Below are 17342 nucleotides of genomic sequence, written 5' to 3' on the forward strand. Positions count from 1 at the left end.
CGGCGACGCCCCCTGGAGGCAGACTGATGGCGACCATTCCGGGCGGGATCTTCGATGACGGCGTGCGCAGCGTCGTCGAGCGGCAGCTCATTCAGGGCTTCCTCGACGTGAACGCGCTCACGGGCGACGATTTCGTCACCGCCACCGAGAACGTCATCCTCGACGGCCCGTTCGACAACGTGGTGTTGAACGGGCCGTTCGCCACCACCGCCATCGGCAACGATCGCGAGAACATCCTCGTCGGCAATGAGGCCGCCAACTTCCTCAGCGGCGGCGGCGACAACGACACGATGATGGCGTCCGGCGGCAACGACACGGTCGAGGGCGGAGAGGGCGACGACGCGGCGATGGGCTGGGACGGCGACGACGTGGTCCGCGGCCAGGGCGGCAACGACGTGCTGTGGCTGAATGCCGGCAACGACATCGGCGAGGGCGGCTCCGGCGACGACTGGATCTTCGCCGGCCAGGGTGCCGACTTCGTGTCCGGCGGCGAGGGCAACGACAGTGCTTTCGGCGATGCCGGCAACGATACCGTCATCGGCGAAGGCGGCGACGACTGGGTTTTCGGCGCGACCGGCAACGACCTGCTGCTGGGCGGCAAGGGCAACGACACCGGCTATGCGGGGCAGGGCGACGACTCCCTGTCGGGCGGCCAGGGCAACGACAAGCTGTTCGGCGATGGCGGCAACGACCTGGTCGCGGGCGACATAGGCGACGACCTGGTCTATGGCGGTGCCGGCAACGACTCCCTGCTTGGCGGCCAGGGCGGCGATGCCCTGCTCGGCGGCGCCGGGGCCGACACGCTGGCGGGCGGTGCCGGGGCCGACACCCTGTCGGGCGATCGCGGCGACGACACCATGCTGGGCGGTCTCGACGGCGATGCCTTCTTCTTCGCAGGGGACGGCGGCGACGACGTCATCCTGGATTTCGGCGACGATGACCGCCTGCTGTTCCTGAGCGAGATGAACGGCTTGGCCTTCGCCAGCGCGGCCGACGTTCTGGCCCGCGCCACGGCGGCGGGCGACGCGGTGACGATCGACCTGGGCGGCGGCAACAGCGTCACGATCATGGGCATCACCCTGGCCCAGCTCCAGGCGCAGCCCGGCAAGTTCATCGGCATCCTGGACCAGTTCGAGATCTAGGCCTTCGAGATCTAGGCCGTTGCAGCTATCGCCGCCATTCGGCGTATAAGGATGGCAACGCAGCAGGGGCCAGCGCTTGCCATCCGTCTGTCTGATCTTCGGTGCGACCGGCCAGGACGGCCGGTTGCTCGCCCGACGTTTTGCCCGCGACGGCTTTCGCGTCATCGGGGTCAGCCGGCGTCCGGCTGCCGAGATGGCCGTGGGGCTCGGCGACTACGCGGCTGATTTCGAGCGGCTGATCGGCGATTTCGCCATCACGGCGCCGGCGACCGACGCGCTGGTGCGGGCGGTCGCGCCCGCGGTCATCGTCAATGTCGCCGGCCTGTCGTCGGTCGGGGCGTCGTTCCGCCACCCGATGGAGACGCTGCTCGACAACGGCCAGCTCAACCTCTTCATCCTGGAGACGCTGCGGGTGGCCCGCCTGCCGGCGCGCTACATCTTCGCATCGTCGGGCGAGCTGTTCGGCGAGACGCCGCCCGGCGGGGCGGACACCGCCTCCCTCTACGCGCCGAAGAGCCCCTATGCGGTGTCGAAGGCGTCCGCCTCGATGATCCTGCGCAACTATCGCGAGGTGTTCGCGGTCAACGCGGCACTCGCCTACCTCTTCCCGCACGAATCGCCCCTGCGCTCGCCGGATTTCGTCCTGCCGAAGATCGCGCGCTCGCTGCTCGACCTGAAGGCCGGCCGCATTAGCGAACTGCGCTTCGGCCCGCTCGACGTGGTCCGCGACTGGGGCTGGGCGGAAGAGTACATGGACGCCATCTTCCGCCAGGCGCAGCTACCCCAGCCGGTCGACCTGATCCTGGCCAGCGGCACCGGCACGTCGCTGCGCGCCATGGTGCAGCATGGCATGCGCAAGCTCGGCCTCGAAGGCCATGGCCCGCTCCAGGTCGACCCGACCCTGGTCCGGCCCGCTGACCTTGCCCGGTCGGTCGGCAACCCCGCCGCCACCGAGCAGGCGATCGGATGGCGCGCCACCTGCTCGGGCACGGCGGTGCTGGAACGGCTGATCGACCTGGCCGCCGCCGGCTAGTTTAGGCGGCTCCCCGGGACAGGGGCGGCGGCGCGGCGGGCCCGGGTATCTGCCCCAGGATGCGGGCGGGCGAGAAGAAGCGTTCCGCCGCCGGCCGCGCCCGGTCGCCCAGCGCACGGCCGGCCGCCGGGTTGCGCACGAGTTCCTTCATGTAGACGGCAGCCGCCCGTTCGTCCGGCTCGGCCCATTCCTGCCCGAGCCAGTCGGGATAGGCGTCGCGCTCGACCGGCACCATGCGGAACGGCACCAGGAAGGCGGTGCGGGTGGACAGGAAATCCATCGGACCGCCATAGCCGGTGGCGATCACCGCCTTGCCGCGCATCATCGCCTGGGCGATCCCCAGCCCCAGCCCCTCGGAGCGATGCAGGGACACGAAGCAATCGGCCGATTCGTAGAGGTCGTTCATCTCGATGTCGGTGAAATGCCCATCGAGGACGCGGACCCGGCGGTCGGCCGCGGCCATGTCGCGCAGGTTTGCCAGCCCCTGGTCGGCACCGTGCCCGTTGCTGAGCTTGACCAGCAGTTCGGCCGGCTCGTCGCCTTCGGGGAAAGCCTGGAGGAAAGCGCCAACGACGCCGGCGGGGTTCTTGCGCGCGAGGAAGGATCGCGCGTCCAGCACGGTCAGGAAGCGGTAGCCCCGGCGACTGGCACCGAAGCTGCCGCCGCCGGGGCTGCTTGGCGTGAAATCGGCCGGCTGCAGCACCGGCGGGCGCACCCGCACGGGGATGGCGACCTGCGGCGCGACCGAGCGGCGCACGAACTCCGTGGCGACCCATATCTCGTCCAGCAGCATGGCGGGTGCGGCCATGCGCCCGGTCATCGCCGGCAGCTCCCAGTACCAGTAGCCGACCCGCCGGGCCGCGCGCCGCCAGAGCGGTTCGAACTTGGCGATGGCGTCCAGCGTCACGTCGGCATTGGCGTGCAGGACCAGCAGCGGCAGCGGCCGGTCGGTCGGCCAGCCGTCACCGCCTGCCGCGTCGGGCCGATCGGCCGGCGCCAGCAGGTCGATCGAGGCCGGCCGCCGGCCGGCGGCGCGCAACAGGGTGCGCAATCCGCGGGCGGCATGGCCCACCCCCGAAACCGATGCGAATGGCCCGACGATGGCGCAGTCGGAGGCGACGTCGTCCGGCACGGGCAGCCGACGGCGTGCCAATGGCGGTGGCGGCGGATGCCGGCCCAGATCGGCCAGGCCGATGGCCGACAGGGCTTCGTCCACCGCCTCGACCGTGATGCGGCGCGTCGTATGCGATCCGAGCAGGCGGCCACGCAGGCGCGCGCTGGCGGCCAGCAGCCGCAGGATCTTCGGCGTGGCGCCGCCTTCGCGATGCCATAGCCAGGTCCGCAGCACGTGGGCGACCGCGGGCTTGATCGGTCCGTTGCGCGCGCCCGACAGCAAGGCCTCCAGCGCCAGCACCCCGGCAGGCGCGGGCGGTCCTTCATGCCGGGTTGCCGGGGCGAAGACATGCAGGATGGCGGCATCCAGCAGGCTGCCCTCGGTCACGCCCAGGTCGGCCGGCGCCGGCAGCGGGACCTGGTCGAGGGCGGTGACGACGTCGCCGATCGTCTCGGCGCGCGCCTTCCAGCTCTCCTGCCCGATCGCCAGGAACCAGGCGAGGTAGCCGATCAACCCCTCGGCGGTATCGAGGTCGAAGCTCTCCATCAGGTCCGGGCGCGCGGAGTGCAGCAGGAAGGGCAGGGCTGGCAGGCGGACGATCTGGCGCCAGCCTTCGATGCCGAGGTCGGCCGGCCAGGTCAGCCGGGTGATGCGCCCGCCATCGGCCTCCGCCGGTGGCGCCGGGGAATGCCGGGCGCCCGCTATCGCCTCGGCCGTGCCGGCATCGACGGCGCCCAGGCGATGCAGCGCCATGAGCAGGGGGATGACGGCCTTGTGGCGCCGGGCATGGTCGGCGGCAAGGTAGCCGTCGAACGGCTGCCGCAGCTCTTCGGGCAGGTCGGCGAAGCCGGCGATCAGCGCCAGGATGCGCGGCACCGCGCCGCCATACCGGGCGGGTGCGACGGCCGGCACCGGCGCCAGCAGGAAGCCGGGGCGCAGGATGTCACCCGCGGCGATCGCCTCTGCCCGGATGGCGCGATGCAGGGCCTGGCGCAGCAGGGCCGAAGACCGGGTGCCGTCGGGAAAGCGGTCATAGTCATAAGGCGCCAGCGAGAGCGCCAGGTCGTTGCCGGCAACGAGCCGCCGCCCATAGTCGCGCAGGATCGTCTCGACCGCGCCGTCACCCGCCCGCGCCAGGGCGGTATGGCGGCTGACGCCCGCCCCGAACATCTCGAAGCCCGAAAAATGGAAGAACGCCAGCGGCAGGCCCGCGGTGGCATAGCGCCCCCCGGTCCGGGTCATCTCCCGCTCGTGCAGGTTCCAGTAGGCGACGTTGTAGCCGGGATGGCGGATGACATGCACGGCCGCCGACAGGGCGGGGAAGTGATCGACCACCTTTTGGTCGACGAAGGTGCCGTTGCCCGCATCCTCGATGCAGTTCCAGGCGATCTGCGCGCGCCACCACTCGACCAGTCGGCGCGCCTCGGGCCGGTTGCGCACGGCGATGAAGCCGAGGTTGAACTGGCCGCTGAGGTTGACCGCGCGCATGACCCATCCGGGGTGGTCGGTTGCGGTCGCAAGATGGGGCGTGAGCGCCACCTCGGCACCGGCCGCCCAGGCTCGCCCGATCTCGTCGGGGCGGTCGAACAGGACGATGTCGGGGTCGAAATAGACGACCTCGTCATAGCCCTGCCGCCACAGCCACTGGATGATGTCCGGCTTGATGGCCGTGCAGAACTCGGTGACGTTGTAGAGGCGTCGGCGGACATCGAGGTCGGGAACCGCCGCATCTCCGGGGGTGACGAGACGGGTTGCCGGTGGCAGGCTTGCCTGCTCGGATTGGCCGATCCGCTCGGTGGCCAGCACCACCCATCGCTCATGGTCGGGCAGGTGCGTGGCCGCGCTGGCCATCAGGGCTGCGACGCGGGCCGCATAGTTCGGCCCGCAAACAGAAAAGACCGCCCGTTTCACCATTTATCGAGACGAGGCCATGGAGGGGATTCCATTGAGCAGCATGAACATAATTGGCGAAGACGATATTCCAGTGCCGCCCATGGAGCTGATGCGCACGGTCGGTCCGGTCGACGATCGATTCTACCGCAATCCGGATCGGGTCAACATATTCGACTATGAGCATTCGGGCATCGACTATGATGGCGTCTTCGATTTCGGCTGCGGCTGCGGCCGGATCGCCCGCCAGATGATGCTGCAGGCGCAGGCCCCGTCGCGCTATCTCGGCATCGACCTCAATGCCGCGGCCATCGCCTGGTGCCAGGCAAACCTGGCGCCCCATCGCCCGGGCATGGCCTTCCGGCACATCGACATCTACAACCGCGGCCTCAATCCGGCCGGGTCGCCCGCCGCCGTGGCCTTTCCCGCGTTCGATGGCGGTGCCAGCCTGGTGATCGCGCACTCGGTCTTCACCCACATCCTGGAGCGCGACCTGGCCTTCTATGTCGGGCAGTGCGCGCGCGCCCTGCGGCCGGAGGGAGGGCTGTTCCGGTCGACGTGGTTCCTGTTCGACAAGCGCCTGTTCCCGATGATGCAGGACTTCCAGAACGGCCTCTACATCAACCTCGACGACCCCACCAACGCGGTGGTCTATGACTTCGCCTTCGTGCGCGCGACCTTCGCGGCCGCCGGGTTGAAGATGGTGCGCATCATCCCGCCGGAGGTCCGCGGTTTCCAATGGGTCATCTATGCCAGCCGGGGCGGGCCGGGCGAGGCGGTCGACTTCCCCGACGACGTGGCCCCGCTCGGCCGCATGGTGCCGCCGCAGTGACGCCAACGATGCAGGGAGCGCCGATGAAGCTCGAATGCTACGCGACCGGGCGGATCGCGTGTGAACTGGTGCCGGCGCCGCAGGACCGGGCCTGGATGGACGCCTCGCCGTCGCGCTATCCCTATCGTTGCCTGCCGCTCAACATCGCCAACGCTTTCGGCTGGCACCTGCTGATGCCCTGTACCGTCGACGTCGACTATACCGGCGGGCCGGACAAGGAGGACATCCAGGTCAGCTCGCCCGACCCGGTGGCCGAGCTGGAGCATCTGGTCGTGTCGCACTTCAATCGCGGCATCCTGACCTTTCATCCGGGCTATCTGTTCCGCACCGACCCCGGCTGGCAGCTCTTGGCGACGGGGCCGTTCAACTGGCCCAAGGACGGCATCCAGCCGCTGACCGGCCTGGTCGAGACCGACTGGCTGCCCTTTCCCTTCACCATGAACTGGCAGATGACGCGGCCGGGCCGGGTGCGCTTCGAGAAGGGTGAGCCCTTTTGCCAGATCGTGCCGGTGCCGGCCGGCGGGCTCGACCGGCTGGTGCCGCAGATCCGCAGCATCGACGACGAGCCCGACCTGAAGGCGGAGTACGAGGCCTATCGCGACCACCGGACCGACTTCCTGAAGCGCCTGGCCGAAGGCGAGGCCGAGGCCGTGGGCGAGGCCTGGCAGAAATACTATTTCCGCGGCCGCCTGCCGACCGGGACCAAGGCCCCGGCCAGCCACGCCTCCAAGCTGCGGTTGCCGGACCCGGTCGATACCCGGGCGGATGCCGGCGCGAAGGCGGCAGCACCGCCCCCGCCGGCCGCTGCCGCCCCGCCCGCCGCTCCCGTACGCGGCGTGCTGGACACGCTCTCCGTCCGGCCGGTGCCGATCAGCCGCAGCCGGCATGACGGGCTGGGCGTGGCGCGCATGGACTACGCGTTTGCCGCCGGCGCCCATCTGATCGGGCTCGGCACCGTCGAGCTGGAGCAGGCCGCGAACCACTACCCGACCGTCTTCACCGCCGACCCGCCCGGCATCGCGGCCGTCCTGTCGGGCGAGCCGGGCCGGAACCTGTTCGTCGCCGAGGGCCGATGGGCCGGCGGCACCTATGTTCCGGCCGCGGTCCGGCAGTATCCCTTCTCGATCCGCCGCGACGGGACGGCCGATCGCTGGATGCTGTGCATCGACGAGGCCTGCCCCTGGCTCGACCGGGCTGCGCCATCCAAGCTGCTGGATGGCGGCCAACTGACGGAGCTCGGCCGCGGTGGGGCTGCCATCGCCGACGCCCTGCTGCGCGACGCCGCCCTGGTGGCGCCGTTCGTGGCTGCCCTCCAGGCGCACGACCTGCTGGTCCCGGCCGCCGCCAACCAGTCCCATCCATTGGCGGGCCGGGCGGGACTGGCCGGGCTGCTGGTGGTGGACCATGTGCGCTACGGCGCCCTGGCGGCCGAGATCGCCGAGGACTGGCGCCGGCGCGGCTGGAGCGCGCTCGTATCCCACCATGTCCGCTCGCAAGGGCAATGGCGCCGCCTGGCCGCGCGCGAGGCGCCGCCGGCCGGCCGTGCCACGACGAAGGAGACCGCATGACCACAGACCATGGCGCCCGCCTGGGCGAGATGGCCCGGGCCTTCACCGCCGCCGTCATGGCCGGCGACGGGCCGGCGCTGGCCGCGCTCTTCACCCCCGACGGCACCTATGTCGACGGCTTCTACGGCCCCTTCACCGGGCGGGCGGCCATCGCCGGCATGCTGCACGAGCATTTCCATGGCGCCGGCCGGGATTTCCGCTGGGACATGGTCGACCCGGTGTCGGACGGGCGCATCGGCTATGTCCGCTACCTCTTCAGCTATACCTCGACCATGCCGGAGGCGGCGGGACGGCGCGTCGTCTTTGCCGGCATGGGCTGCTTCGAACTGGTCGACGGCGCCATCGCCCGCTACTCGGAGGTGTTCGAGCGCGGCTCGGCCCTGGCCCAGCTCGACTTCGCGCCGGAGCGGATCAAGAAGGCGCTGCTGCGCTGGGCCGCGGCCGATGCGGGCCGGCCCGATGCCGCCCCCCATCGCGCGGTCGGCTGAAGGCGCGCCGGCCATGTGCGCCCGCTACAGCATCACCACCGCGCCCGAGGCGATCGCCCGGCTGTTCCGTACCGCCGGACCGCTGCCCAACCTGCCGCCGCGCTACAACCTGGCGCCGACCCAGTCCGCCCCGGTGGTGCGGCCGGGCGGCGAGGGGCGGCGGCTCGACCTGCTGCGCTGGGGCCTGATCCCGTCCTGGTCGAAGGGGCCGGACGCGCGCTTCTCGATGATCAATGCCCGCGCCGACACGCTGGCCGTGAAGCCCGCCTATCGCAACGCGCTGCGCGAGCGGCGCTGCCTCGTGCCGGCCGACGGCTTCTACGAGTGGCAGGGGGCCGGCAAGGCCAAGCGGCCGATGCGCATGGTCCGTCCCGACCGCGCGCCGTTCGCCTTCGCCGGGCTGTGGGAGCGCTGGCAGCCGGCGGACGGATCGCCCGCGGTCGAGAGCTTCACCATCGTCACCACCGATGCCAACGACCGGCTGCGACCGATCCATGACCGCATGCCCGTCATCCTCGACGAGGCCGACTGGGACCGCTGGCTGGCCGGCCCCGCCGATGCCGTGACGGGGCTGCTGCGGCCGGCGCCGGATGCGGCCCTGGTCGCCTATCCGGTGTCGCAGCGGGTCGGCAATGTGCGCAACGATGACCCCGACCTGCTGCTGGAGGCGCCGGAAACGCTTTTGCTGTAGGCGCTTATGGGGTGTTTTTCGCGCGTGCATAGGCTAGCCTCCGCCCCGGGGGAGCAGCACAGCGCACATTGGATTTGACCGCATGGCTGCGGAAAACGGAACTTTCGACCTGCCGCCGGCCGGTCACCTGCAATGGATCGGCAGCACCGGGCCCGACCAGTTCAAACGCGTCGGCCATCGCTACCGCGAGCTTCTGGTAGAAGATACCGAACTCGAGCCCCACCATATGGTTCTCGACATCGGCTGCGGCACCGGGCGCATCGCCATCGCGCTGGCAGACCTGCTGCGGCCGCCGGGCGGCTATGTCGGCTTCGACGTGTGGCGGGAGGGCATCGAGTGGTGCCGGCGGAACATCGCGGCGCGGCGCCCGGAATTCACCTTCGTCCATGCCGACATCGACGAGCCACACCTGAACCCGCGCGGCCGCGTGCCGGTCGGGGCGTGGCGCTTTCCCGCGGCCGACGCCTCGATCGACCGCGCCCTGTCGCTGTCGGTCTTCACCCACCTGGACGGACCCACCGCCCGCCACTACCTGGCAGAACTTGCCCGCGTGCTGAAGCCGGGCGGGCGCGGATTGCTGACCTTCTTCCTGCTGGATGCGGCCGGGACGGCCAGGGTGGCCGACTGGCCATCGGGGCGGACGCTGCTGGCCGGCCCGCGGGACCCCCTGCTGACCCGCTTCGGCAAGGACCTGTTCGCCGCGTGGGATCCCGACCAGCTCGATGGCGCGGTGGCGGCGGCGGGGCTGGTCGTCGGCGGGCGCGAGCCGGGTGACTGGTGCGGCCGCCCGCTGGTCCGCGCCGACCGGCCCCACCACCAGGACCACCTGATCGTCACCCGGCCCCTGGCATGAAGCGCGGCACGCCGCGATCGGCGATCCGCCGGACCCTTCCGCAACCGATGCCCAGCGGGTAGAAGGGCTGTCGGACGAGGGGGCAGGCGCCGCCAATGGCGGTGCCGGAAGATCCGGGCGAGCCTGGGGGCGGGCGTTGGGAGGGATGATGACTGAGGGGATGGCCGGGTCGGCCGACAGCGGCCCGTTGCAGGCCCGCATATGCTCGCGCGACGTGCTGGCCGGGATCATGTTCCTGGGCCTGGGGCTGGCCGGCCTCTGGCTGAACGAGTACCGCATCGGCCTGGCGGCCCGCATGGGGCCCGGCTACATGCCGATGCTGGTCTTCGGCGCGCTCGCCTTCATGGGCGGGCTGGTGCTCCTGAAGGGGCTGGTCCAGCCCGGGCCGCCGGTGGAGCGCATGGCGATCGTCGCCACCATCTGGATCCTGGCCGCCCTGCTGGCCTTCGCGCTGACCATCGAGCGGCTGGGCCTCGTGGTCGCCACCATCGTCCTGGTCGGCGTCGCCAGCCTCGCCGGCAATGTCGGCCAGCCCCTGCGGGTGCTGGCCCTGGCGGTCGGCATGGCGGCTTTCTCGGTCGCGATCTTCGTCTGGGGTCTCGGCGTTACCATGAAGGTCTGGCCATGGACGTTCTGAGCGGTCTCTGGTTCGGCCTCGGCGTCGCGCTGGAGCCGACCAACATCGGCTTCTGCTTCATCGGCGCCCTGCTCGGCACCCTGATCGGCGTGCTGCCCGGGGTGGGCCCGGTCGCCACCATCGCGCTGCTGCTGCCGATCACCTTCGGCCTGCCGGCGACCTCGGCCATCATCATGCTGGCCGGCATCTTCTACGGCGCCCAGTATGGCGGCTCGACCACGGCCATCCTGATCAAGCTGCCGGGCGAGACCTCGTCGGTCGTCACCACGCTGGACGGCTATGCCATGGCCCAGCAGGGCCGCGGCGGGGCCGCCCTTGCGACGGCGGCCCTGGGCTCGTTCTTCGCCGGCACGGTGGCGACGCTGTTCATCGCCGTGGCCGGGCCGCTGCTCACGACGGTCGCGCTGAAGTTCAGCTCGGCCGAGTATTTCTCGCTGATGGTGCTGGGCCTGATCGCCTCGGTCGTGCTGGCGCATGGCTCGGTGCCGAAGGCGATCGCCATGATCTTCGTCGGGCTGGGGCTGGGGCTGGTCGGCACCGACGTGAATTCGGGCGAGATGCGCTACGCCTTCGACATCCAGGAGCTGTCCGACGGCATCGGCTTCGTGCCGGTCGTGCTGGGCCTCTTCGGCGTGTCGGAGGTGATCCGCAACCTCGAGACGGCCGACTGGCGCACCGCGCGCATCGGCGCCATCAGCCGCCTGTGGCTGACGCGCGAGGATTTCCGCCGGGCGGCGCCCGCCGCCATCCGCGGCACGGCGCTGGGCTCGTTCCTGGGCGTGCTGCCGGGCGGCGGGGCGGCCCTGGCCAGCTTCGCCTCCTACGGGCTCGAGAAGAAGATCTCCCGCAACCCCGGCGAATTCGGCAAGGGCGCGATCGAGGGCGTGGCGGGGCCGGAATCGGCCAACAACGCCGCCGCCCAGACCTCGTTCATCCCGTTGCTGACGCTGGGCCTGCCGACCAATGCCGTGATGGCGCTGATGGTGGGCGCCCTCATCATCCAGGGCATCCAGCCCGGGCCGCTGATGATGTCACGCCAGCCCGACCTGTTCTGGGGGCTGGTTGCCAGCATGTGGGTCGGCAACATCATGCTGCTGGTCATCAACCTGCCGTTGGTCGGCATCTGGGTGAAGCTGCTGAAGGTGCCCTACGACCTGCTCTACCCGGCGATCCTCGTGTTCTCGGCGATCGGCGTGTACAGCCTGAACAACAGTGCCTTCGACATCTATGTCACCATCCTCTTCGGTTTCGTCGGCTACCTGCTGATGAAGCTGGAATGCGAGCCGGTGCCGCTGGTGCTGGGCTTCGTGCTGGGCCCGCTGATGGAAGAGCACCTGCGCCGGGCGATGCTGCTGTCGCGCGGCGACCCGGGCGTCTTCATCGACCGGCCGATCAGCCTCGGCCTGCTGGCGGTGTCGGCCGTGCTGCTGCTGGCCATCGTCCTGCCGGCCTTCCGCAAGAGCCGCAAGGAAATGTTCCAGGAATAGGAACGACCCTGCGGCCGTCCCATCGACAAGAACATCGTTGGAGGATTCATGAAGACCATCCCGCTGCTGGCGGCCGCCGCCCTGGCGATCGCGCCCGCGATCCCGGCCGCCGCCAAGTTCCCCGAGAAGCCGATCCGCATGGTGGTGGGCTTCACGCCCGCCGGCGCCACCGACATCCTGGCCCGTGTCGTCGCCGCCAAGGTGGGCGAGATGCAGAAGTGGGAGATCGTGGTCGACAACAAGCCGGGTGCCGCCGGCAATGTCGGGGCCGAGATCGTCGCCAAGGCGCCGGCCGACGGCCACACCTGGCTGCTGACCCAGGTCGCCACCCACGGCATCGTCCCCAGCCTGTACAAGAAGCTGCCGTTCGACGCGGTGAAGGACTTCGCCGGCATCACCCAGTTGGTCGGCGTGCCCAACGTGCTGAGCGCCTGCAAGGGCTTCCCGGCCGAAACCGTTGCCGACGTCATCCGCATCGCCAAGGAAAAGCCGGGCACGGTCTCCTTCGCCTCGTCGGGCAACGGCACCTCGCTCCACATGTCGGGCCATCTGTTCAAGGTGCTGGCGGGCGTCGACATCCTGCACGTCCCCTATCGCGGCGCGGGCCCGGCGCTCAACGACTGCCTGGCTGGCAACGTGTCGCTGATCGTCAACAACTTCCCGGAGACGGTGGCCCACGTGCAGGCCGGCACGCTGAAGCCGCTGGCCGTCACCACGGTCAACCGCGCGCCGCAATACCCCAACGTGCCGACGATGCGCGAGGCCGGGGTCGCCGGCTACGACGTGTCGGCATGGTTCGGCATCGTCGTGCCCGCCAAGACGCCGCGCGACGTGGTCGAGACCATCCATGCCGCCGTCGTCAAGGCGCTGGCCGAGCCCGACGTGCGGGCCCGCCTGCTCGACCTGGGCGGCGTCGTGGTCGCCTCCAAGCCGGAGGAGTTCGAGACCTTCTACAAGGGCGAGATCGCGCGCTGGAAGCCGGTGGTCGAGACCTCCGGCGCCCAGATCGAGTAGTCCGGCCCGGACCGCCCGGTTCCCGTCATCGGGGACCGGGCGGTGCCGGCAGCCTCTTGCTCATATAGACCGTGAAACCCTCCTTGAACGGCTCCTCGCGGTCGATCGCATAGCCCCGCCGGCCATAGAAGGCGACGTTCCCGGCGAAGGCCTTGTTGGTGTAGAGCCGCATCTCCGGCCGGCCGAGGCTGGCCGCGACCTGCTCGGCATGGTCCAGCAGCGTGCGGCCATGGCCGTGCCCCTGGCGGTCCGGCGCGATCGCCACGTTCTCGACCAGCAGATGGTCGCCCTCGTCGATCATCTCGATCAGGCCTGCCAGCTCGTCGCCGACGAACAGCAGGTCGACCAGGTGCGCGCGGACGGCATGCTCGTAGTCCGCCCGCATCGGCATCGGCTCGCGGCCGATGAGCGGGACCCACCGGGCATAGGCGGCGCGGGTCAGCGCGCGGACCGCGCCCGCGTCGGCGGCCTGGGCGCGGCGGATCGTGACGGGTTGGGTGGCAGGCTCGGTCATGCGCGGCTCCTTGCTGGGCAGGGGGTGAATGGCGGGCACGAAAAAACCCGCCGAAGCGCTTCGGCGGGTTCCAGGGTGAACGGTGGAGGGGGGTAGGGGACGCTAGTCGACGTGCGGCCCGGCGCTCCTCCCCTGTCCTTCAGCCCATGGCAAACCCGCCGCGGCCTTGCGGCGTCGACGTCGGCTTGCGGTGGCGAGGACGGATGCGTTCACGGGCGCGATCATCGGGCCGGGCGGTGCCTGCGGTCAACCGGCTTCACTTGCGCGCGGCCTTGATCATGTCGGCCGCCTTCTCCGCGATCATGATGGTGGCGGCATTGGTGTTGCCCGACACCATGATCGGCATGATCGAGGCATCGACCACGCGCAGCGCGTCCAGCCCGTGCACGCGCAGCTCGGGGTCGACCACGGCCATGCGGTCGCGGCCCATCTTGCAACTGCCGACCGGGTGATAGACCGTGGTGCCGTTGGCGCGCGCATAGTCGAGCCATTCGGCATCGGTCTGCACGGCCAGGCCGGGATGCTTCTCGCCCGCGTTCCAGGGGGCGAAGGCGGGCGCCTCCAGGATGGCGCGGCTCATCTTCAGGCCCGCCACCGTCACCATCCGGTCGGTCTCCGCCGCCAGGTAGTTGGGGCGGATGGCCGGCGCCTCGTGCGGGTCGCCCGACTTGATCATGACCGATCCGCGGCTTTCCGGCCGTAGCTGCCAGCCGCCCAGCGTCGCCCCCGGCTCGTCGTCGAGCTGGCCCAGCACGCCGTCCTTGAAGCTGGCGGCAGCGAAGGAAAGCTGGAAGTCTGGCGCCTCCAGGCCGGGCCGGGTCTTCATGAAGCCGACGCCGTTGCCGGCCGAGTAGGTGAGGATGCCGCGGCCGAGTGCTGCATACTTGGCCGCCTCGATCATCAGCCGCCAGCCGCGCGACAGTTCGTTGATGCTGGCGATGCCCTTCATGCGGTGGACGATGCGGCTGACGAAATGGTCATGCAGGTTGCGCCCGACCCCCGGCAGCTCGTGCACCATCGGCACGCCAAGCGGGCGCAGGTGCTCGCCCGGGCCGATGCCCGACACCTGCAGGAGCTGGGGCGAGTTGATGGACCCGCCCGACAGGATCACCTCGTGGCGGGCGCGGACCACGCGGTCCTCGCCGCCCTGGGTGAAGGCGATGCCGGTCGCCCGCCATTGCTCGACGATGACGCGGGTGGCCAGCGCACCGGTCTCGACCTTGAGGTTCTGGCGGTCCATCACCGGCTTCAGGTAGGCGCGCGCGGTCGATGCCCGGAACCGCCCGCGCCGGGTCTGCTGGTAATAGCCGACCCCCTCCTGCTCGGCGGCGTTGGTGTCGGGGTTGAAGGGCAGCCCCACTTCCTGCCCGGCCTTGACGAAGGCGTGCGTCAGCGGGTGGTGGTCGGCGAACTCGTCCACCGTCAGCGGGCCATCCTTGCCGCGATAGGCGGGATCGCCGCCGGCCTTCGACTCGGCCTTCTTGAAGTAGGGCAGGACATCGTCATAGGACCAGCCGCGGATGCCGGACTGCGCCCACGAATCGAAGTCCTGGCGCTGGCCGCGGACATAGATCAGGCCGTTGATCGAGCTCGACCCGCCCAGGACCCGCCCGCGCGGGAACAGCATGGCGCGATTGTTGGTGCCGGGCTCGGGCTCGGTGCGGTAAACCCAGTTGACCCGCTTGTCGTCGAGCATTCTGATGAAGCCGGCCGGAATGTGGATCCACGGCAGCCGATCGTCGGGGCCCGCCTCCAGCAGCAGCACGCTGACGGCCGGGTCCTCCGACAGCCGGTTGGCTAGGACGCAGCCGGCCGAACCCGCCCCGACAATCACATAGTCGAATTCCATGCACTTCCCCCGCCCAGCCGGCCCCCTGCGGAACGCTCGCCAGCTGACCATCCGTTTCGCCTATTGCGCGAGTCTAGCGGCAATCGCCGTCCTGGGTCTAACGCCGCTGCCGTTCCTGGCCACGAAAGTTGCGACGGCCGAACCGCCGGGCTGGTACGGCCGCGTCGATGCCGGCTTCGAGACGGGCACCAGTGCCCGCTTCCGCGACTGGAACTGCGGCGGGACGGACCCGGCCGCGATCCCGCTCTATGGCTGCCTGGCGCGCGCCAGCGGCGATTTCGGGCGCTCGGCTGCCTTTGGCGGCGGCATCGGCTATCGCATCGACGAGCGCTTCCGCATTGACCTGACGGTCGGCTGGCGGCCCGGCTTCGGCTTCGACGGCCAGGCCAATTTCCCCGTGGCCGGCGGGCAGGCGGTCGACGGCGAGGTCTCGACGCTGAGCGGCATGGTCACGGGATATCTCGACCTGGCGCCGCTGGTGGCCCTGGACCTGGGCCCGTTCCAGCCCTTCGTCGGCCTCGGCGCCGGCGTCTCTCGCAACCGGCTGGACCGCACGACCCTCAGCTTCCCCGGGATATCGCAGACGGTGACGACGCCGGGCGGCACGTCCACCGGCTTCGCCTGGACGGCGACGGCGGGGACGGGCATCCGCCTGACCGACGCGCTGACGCTCGAGATCGCGTATCGCTATACAGATTTCGGCCGGGTCGACAGCGATCGCGGCGATGCCACGCGCGTGCGGACGTCCGGCACCGTGTCGCTGCCGATCGACGGCACGCGGTCGGATCTCGCCAGCCATGGCATCTCCATCGGGCTGCGCCATGCCTTCTGACGCCGCCGGGGTGCCGCACGAAAGCGCACCGGCGTTCGTGCGTGGCAACCCGATCGTCTCGGCCGGCTACGATTTCCCGACCTTCGTCGGTCGTGCGCGGCCCTATCTGCTGGCCGAGAGCCCGCGATCGGGCAGCCAGTTGCTGGCCGACCTGCTGTGGCGGACCGGCCGGATGGGCGCGCCCGGCGAATACTTCAACCGCGAACACACGATCCCGGCCTTGACGCAGCGGCTGGGCCTGGCGTCGATCGACGGGCCGGGCGGCATGGATGCCTATATCCGCGCCCTGGTCCGCCATCGCACCTCGGCCAACGGCGTTTTCGGCGTGAAGGCGCACTTCAGCCAGTTGCGTCCGCACCTGGACGACCCGTCCGTGCGCGCGCTGGTCCGCGGCAGCCGCATCGTCTGGCTGCGCAGGCGCGATCTCGTGGCCCAGGCCATCTCCTACCTGGTGGCCCTGCAGTCCGATGAATGGCGCCGCCTGCGTGGCCGCGACGGCGCCACGTTCCAGGGCCGCTATTCCTGGCGCGACATCGACCGCGCGGTTGGCATGATCGCCGCCGACGAGCGCTGCTGGCAGGTGGGATTCGAGCAGTCCGGCATCACGCCGTTCGTCGTCTGGTACGAGGACCTGGTGGCCGATCCCGACCCGGCCTGCCGCGGCATCTGCGCGTTGATGGGCGTGGCCGACGGCCTGCCGCCCTTCGCGCTGGCAGCATCCCCGCTGGAGCGTCAGGCCGATCCGGTCAAGGAAGAATGGCTGCGCCGCTATCGGCAGACGCTCGATTGGGGCCCGAAGAGCCCCAGGGCACGATCCGCAGCTCGGGCCACATAGCCCGCCACCGCTCAGCCTTGGCCTCGTACACGGCCTGCGACACGAGGCGGTAATTCGACCGCACGACCAGCGCGAACAGGTCGTCCGTCCCGAAGGGCGCGCAGCAGGCGATGCCGCCGGCACCGTCGGGCCGGATGCCGATCGCCGTCGCCGTGGTCGGATAGGTGGCGATGGCGTCGTCCACCGAGCGATAGGGCTGGATGGCGCGACCGAATCTGGCCTCGTACCACAGGTGGACGCGCGCCTGGTTCTTGACGTCGAGCCGTACCGGCAGGGCCGCGAAGAGCCGGGTCAGGCGGGCTTCGGCCACCTTCTCGGCCTGCGCCGACAGGTCATCGGGGTCGAAATAGACGATGTCGATGTCGGCCATGCCGTGCCCGGGCGCGCGCCCGGTGCGGTGGTTCCACACCGTCTGGGCGATGGCGCCGGCCACGACGGTCGCGTGCGGCAGGCCCAGCCCGGGCAGGCTGGGCCAGAGTTCCCGGAACCAGGGGGCCGGGGCCAGCGCTGCCTCCAGGGCCGCCAGGCCGCAGCCGCTCACGGCTGCGACCGGCGGGCTGGCT

At 70.5% G+C, this 17342-nt stretch carries 16 protein-coding genes; 12 read left to right on the forward strand and 4 right to left on the reverse strand.

Translation table 11 applies throughout. The features are described from left to right. Window positions 1-26 precede the first annotated feature (26 nt). Window positions 27-1142: a calcium-binding protein gene (locus tag STVA_RS06440; protein WP_123689419.1), complete on the forward strand. Its 1116-nt coding sequence runs from the start codon at window positions 27-29 to the stop codon at window positions 1140-1142. Between the two features lie 76 nt (window positions 1143-1218). Next, window positions 1219-2175, forward strand: coding sequence for a GDP-mannose 4,6-dehydratase (locus STVA_RS06445; RefSeq protein ID WP_123689418.1), 957 nt, complete (start codon window positions 1219-1221; stop codon window positions 2173-2175). Between the two features lies 1 nt (window position 2176). Here the strand turns inward: STVA_RS06445 and STVA_RS06450 are convergent, their stop codons facing one another. Beyond that, window positions 2177-5140, reverse strand: a complete 2964-nt coding sequence (locus STVA_RS06450; RefSeq protein WP_123689417.1) for a glycosyltransferase — start codon at window positions 5138-5140, stop codon at window positions 2177-2179. 142 nt (window positions 5141-5282) lie between these two features. Here STVA_RS06450 and STVA_RS06455 point away from each other — a divergent pair, with 142 nt between their 5' ends. From STVA_RS06455 to STVA_RS06490, 8 genes are all read left to right on the forward strand, one after another. Further along, entirely contained in the window at window positions 5283-6011 is a 729-nt protein-coding gene (locus STVA_RS06455) for a class I SAM-dependent methyltransferase (RefSeq protein ID WP_245978321.1), read from the forward strand. Window positions 6012-6034: 23 nt separating this feature from the next. Next, entirely contained in the window at window positions 6035-7579 is a 1545-nt protein-coding gene (locus STVA_RS06460; RefSeq protein WP_123689415.1) for a DUF6065 family protein, read from the forward strand. Further along, window positions 7576-8067 carry a nuclear transport factor 2 family protein gene (locus tag STVA_RS06465; protein WP_197735804.1) on the forward strand — a complete coding sequence of 164 codons (492 nt, stop codon included), beginning with the start codon at window positions 7576-7578 and terminating at the stop codon, window positions 8065-8067. Before STVA_RS06460 ends, STVA_RS06465 begins: the two co-directional genes overlap by 4 nt. 13 nt (window positions 8068-8080) lie before the next feature. Continuing rightward, a complete protein-coding gene (locus STVA_RS06470) occupies window positions 8081-8758 on the forward strand; it encodes an SOS response-associated peptidase (RefSeq protein ID WP_123689878.1) in 678 nt (225 codons plus the stop codon). 82 nt (window positions 8759-8840) lie between these two features. Then, on the forward strand, window positions 8841-9611 hold the full coding sequence (locus STVA_RS06475) for a class I SAM-dependent methyltransferase (RefSeq protein WP_123689414.1): 771 nt from the start codon (window positions 8841-8843) through the stop codon (window positions 9609-9611). Window positions 9612-9759: 148 nt separating this feature from the next. After that, on the forward strand, window positions 9760-10248 hold the full coding sequence (locus STVA_RS06480) for a tripartite tricarboxylate transporter TctB family protein (protein ID WP_170216427.1): 489 nt from the start codon (window positions 9760-9762) through the stop codon (window positions 10246-10248). After that, entirely contained in the window at window positions 10236-11735 is a 1500-nt protein-coding gene (locus STVA_RS06485; RefSeq protein ID WP_123689412.1) for a tripartite tricarboxylate transporter permease, read from the forward strand. The genes STVA_RS06480 and STVA_RS06485 overlap by 13 nt, the downstream gene beginning before the upstream one ends. A gap of 48 nt (window positions 11736-11783) precedes the next feature. Continuing rightward, window positions 11784-12749: a tripartite tricarboxylate transporter substrate binding protein gene (locus tag STVA_RS06490; RefSeq protein ID WP_123689411.1), complete on the forward strand. Its 966-nt coding sequence runs from the start codon at window positions 11784-11786 to the stop codon at window positions 12747-12749. A 25-nt stretch (window positions 12750-12774) separates the two neighbouring features. On the opposite strand, the gene STVA_RS06495 is transcribed toward STVA_RS06490, so the two are convergent. Next, on the reverse strand, window positions 12775-13263 hold the full coding sequence (locus tag STVA_RS06495; RefSeq protein WP_123689410.1) for a GNAT family N-acetyltransferase: 489 nt from the start codon (window positions 13261-13263) through the stop codon (window positions 12775-12777). A 256-nt stretch (window positions 13264-13519) separates the two neighbouring features. Then, window positions 13520-15112, reverse strand: coding sequence for a GMC family oxidoreductase (locus STVA_RS06500; RefSeq protein ID WP_123689409.1), 1593 nt, complete (start codon window positions 15110-15112; stop codon window positions 13520-13522). Between STVA_RS06500 and STVA_RS06505 the strand changes: the two genes are divergently transcribed. Then, window positions 15111-15944: an outer membrane protein gene (locus STVA_RS06505; RefSeq protein ID WP_123689408.1), complete on the forward strand. Its 834-nt coding sequence runs from the start codon at window positions 15111-15113 to the stop codon at window positions 15942-15944. The two genes, STVA_RS06500 and STVA_RS06505, sit on opposite strands and share 2 nt — an antisense overlap. Continuing rightward, on the forward strand, window positions 15934-16779 hold the full coding sequence (locus STVA_RS06510) for a Stf0 family sulfotransferase (RefSeq protein ID WP_170216425.1): 846 nt from the start codon (window positions 15934-15936) through the stop codon (window positions 16777-16779). The genes STVA_RS06505 and STVA_RS06510 overlap by 11 nt, the downstream gene beginning before the upstream one ends. Here STVA_RS06510 and STVA_RS06515 read toward each other — a convergent pair. Further along, the gene (locus STVA_RS06515; RefSeq protein WP_123689406.1) at window positions 16691-17320 is read right to left on the reverse strand and encodes a nucleotidyltransferase family protein; all 630 of its coding nucleotides are present in this window, start codon (window positions 17318-17320) and stop codon (window positions 16691-16693) included. The two genes, STVA_RS06510 and STVA_RS06515, sit on opposite strands and share 89 nt — an antisense overlap. Between the last annotated feature and the right edge of the window lie 22 nt (window positions 17321-17342).

It is taken from the genome of Stella humosa (genome assembly GCF_006738645.1).
GTDB lineage: Bacteria > Pseudomonadota > Alphaproteobacteria > ATCC43930 > Allostellaceae > Allostella > Allostella humosa.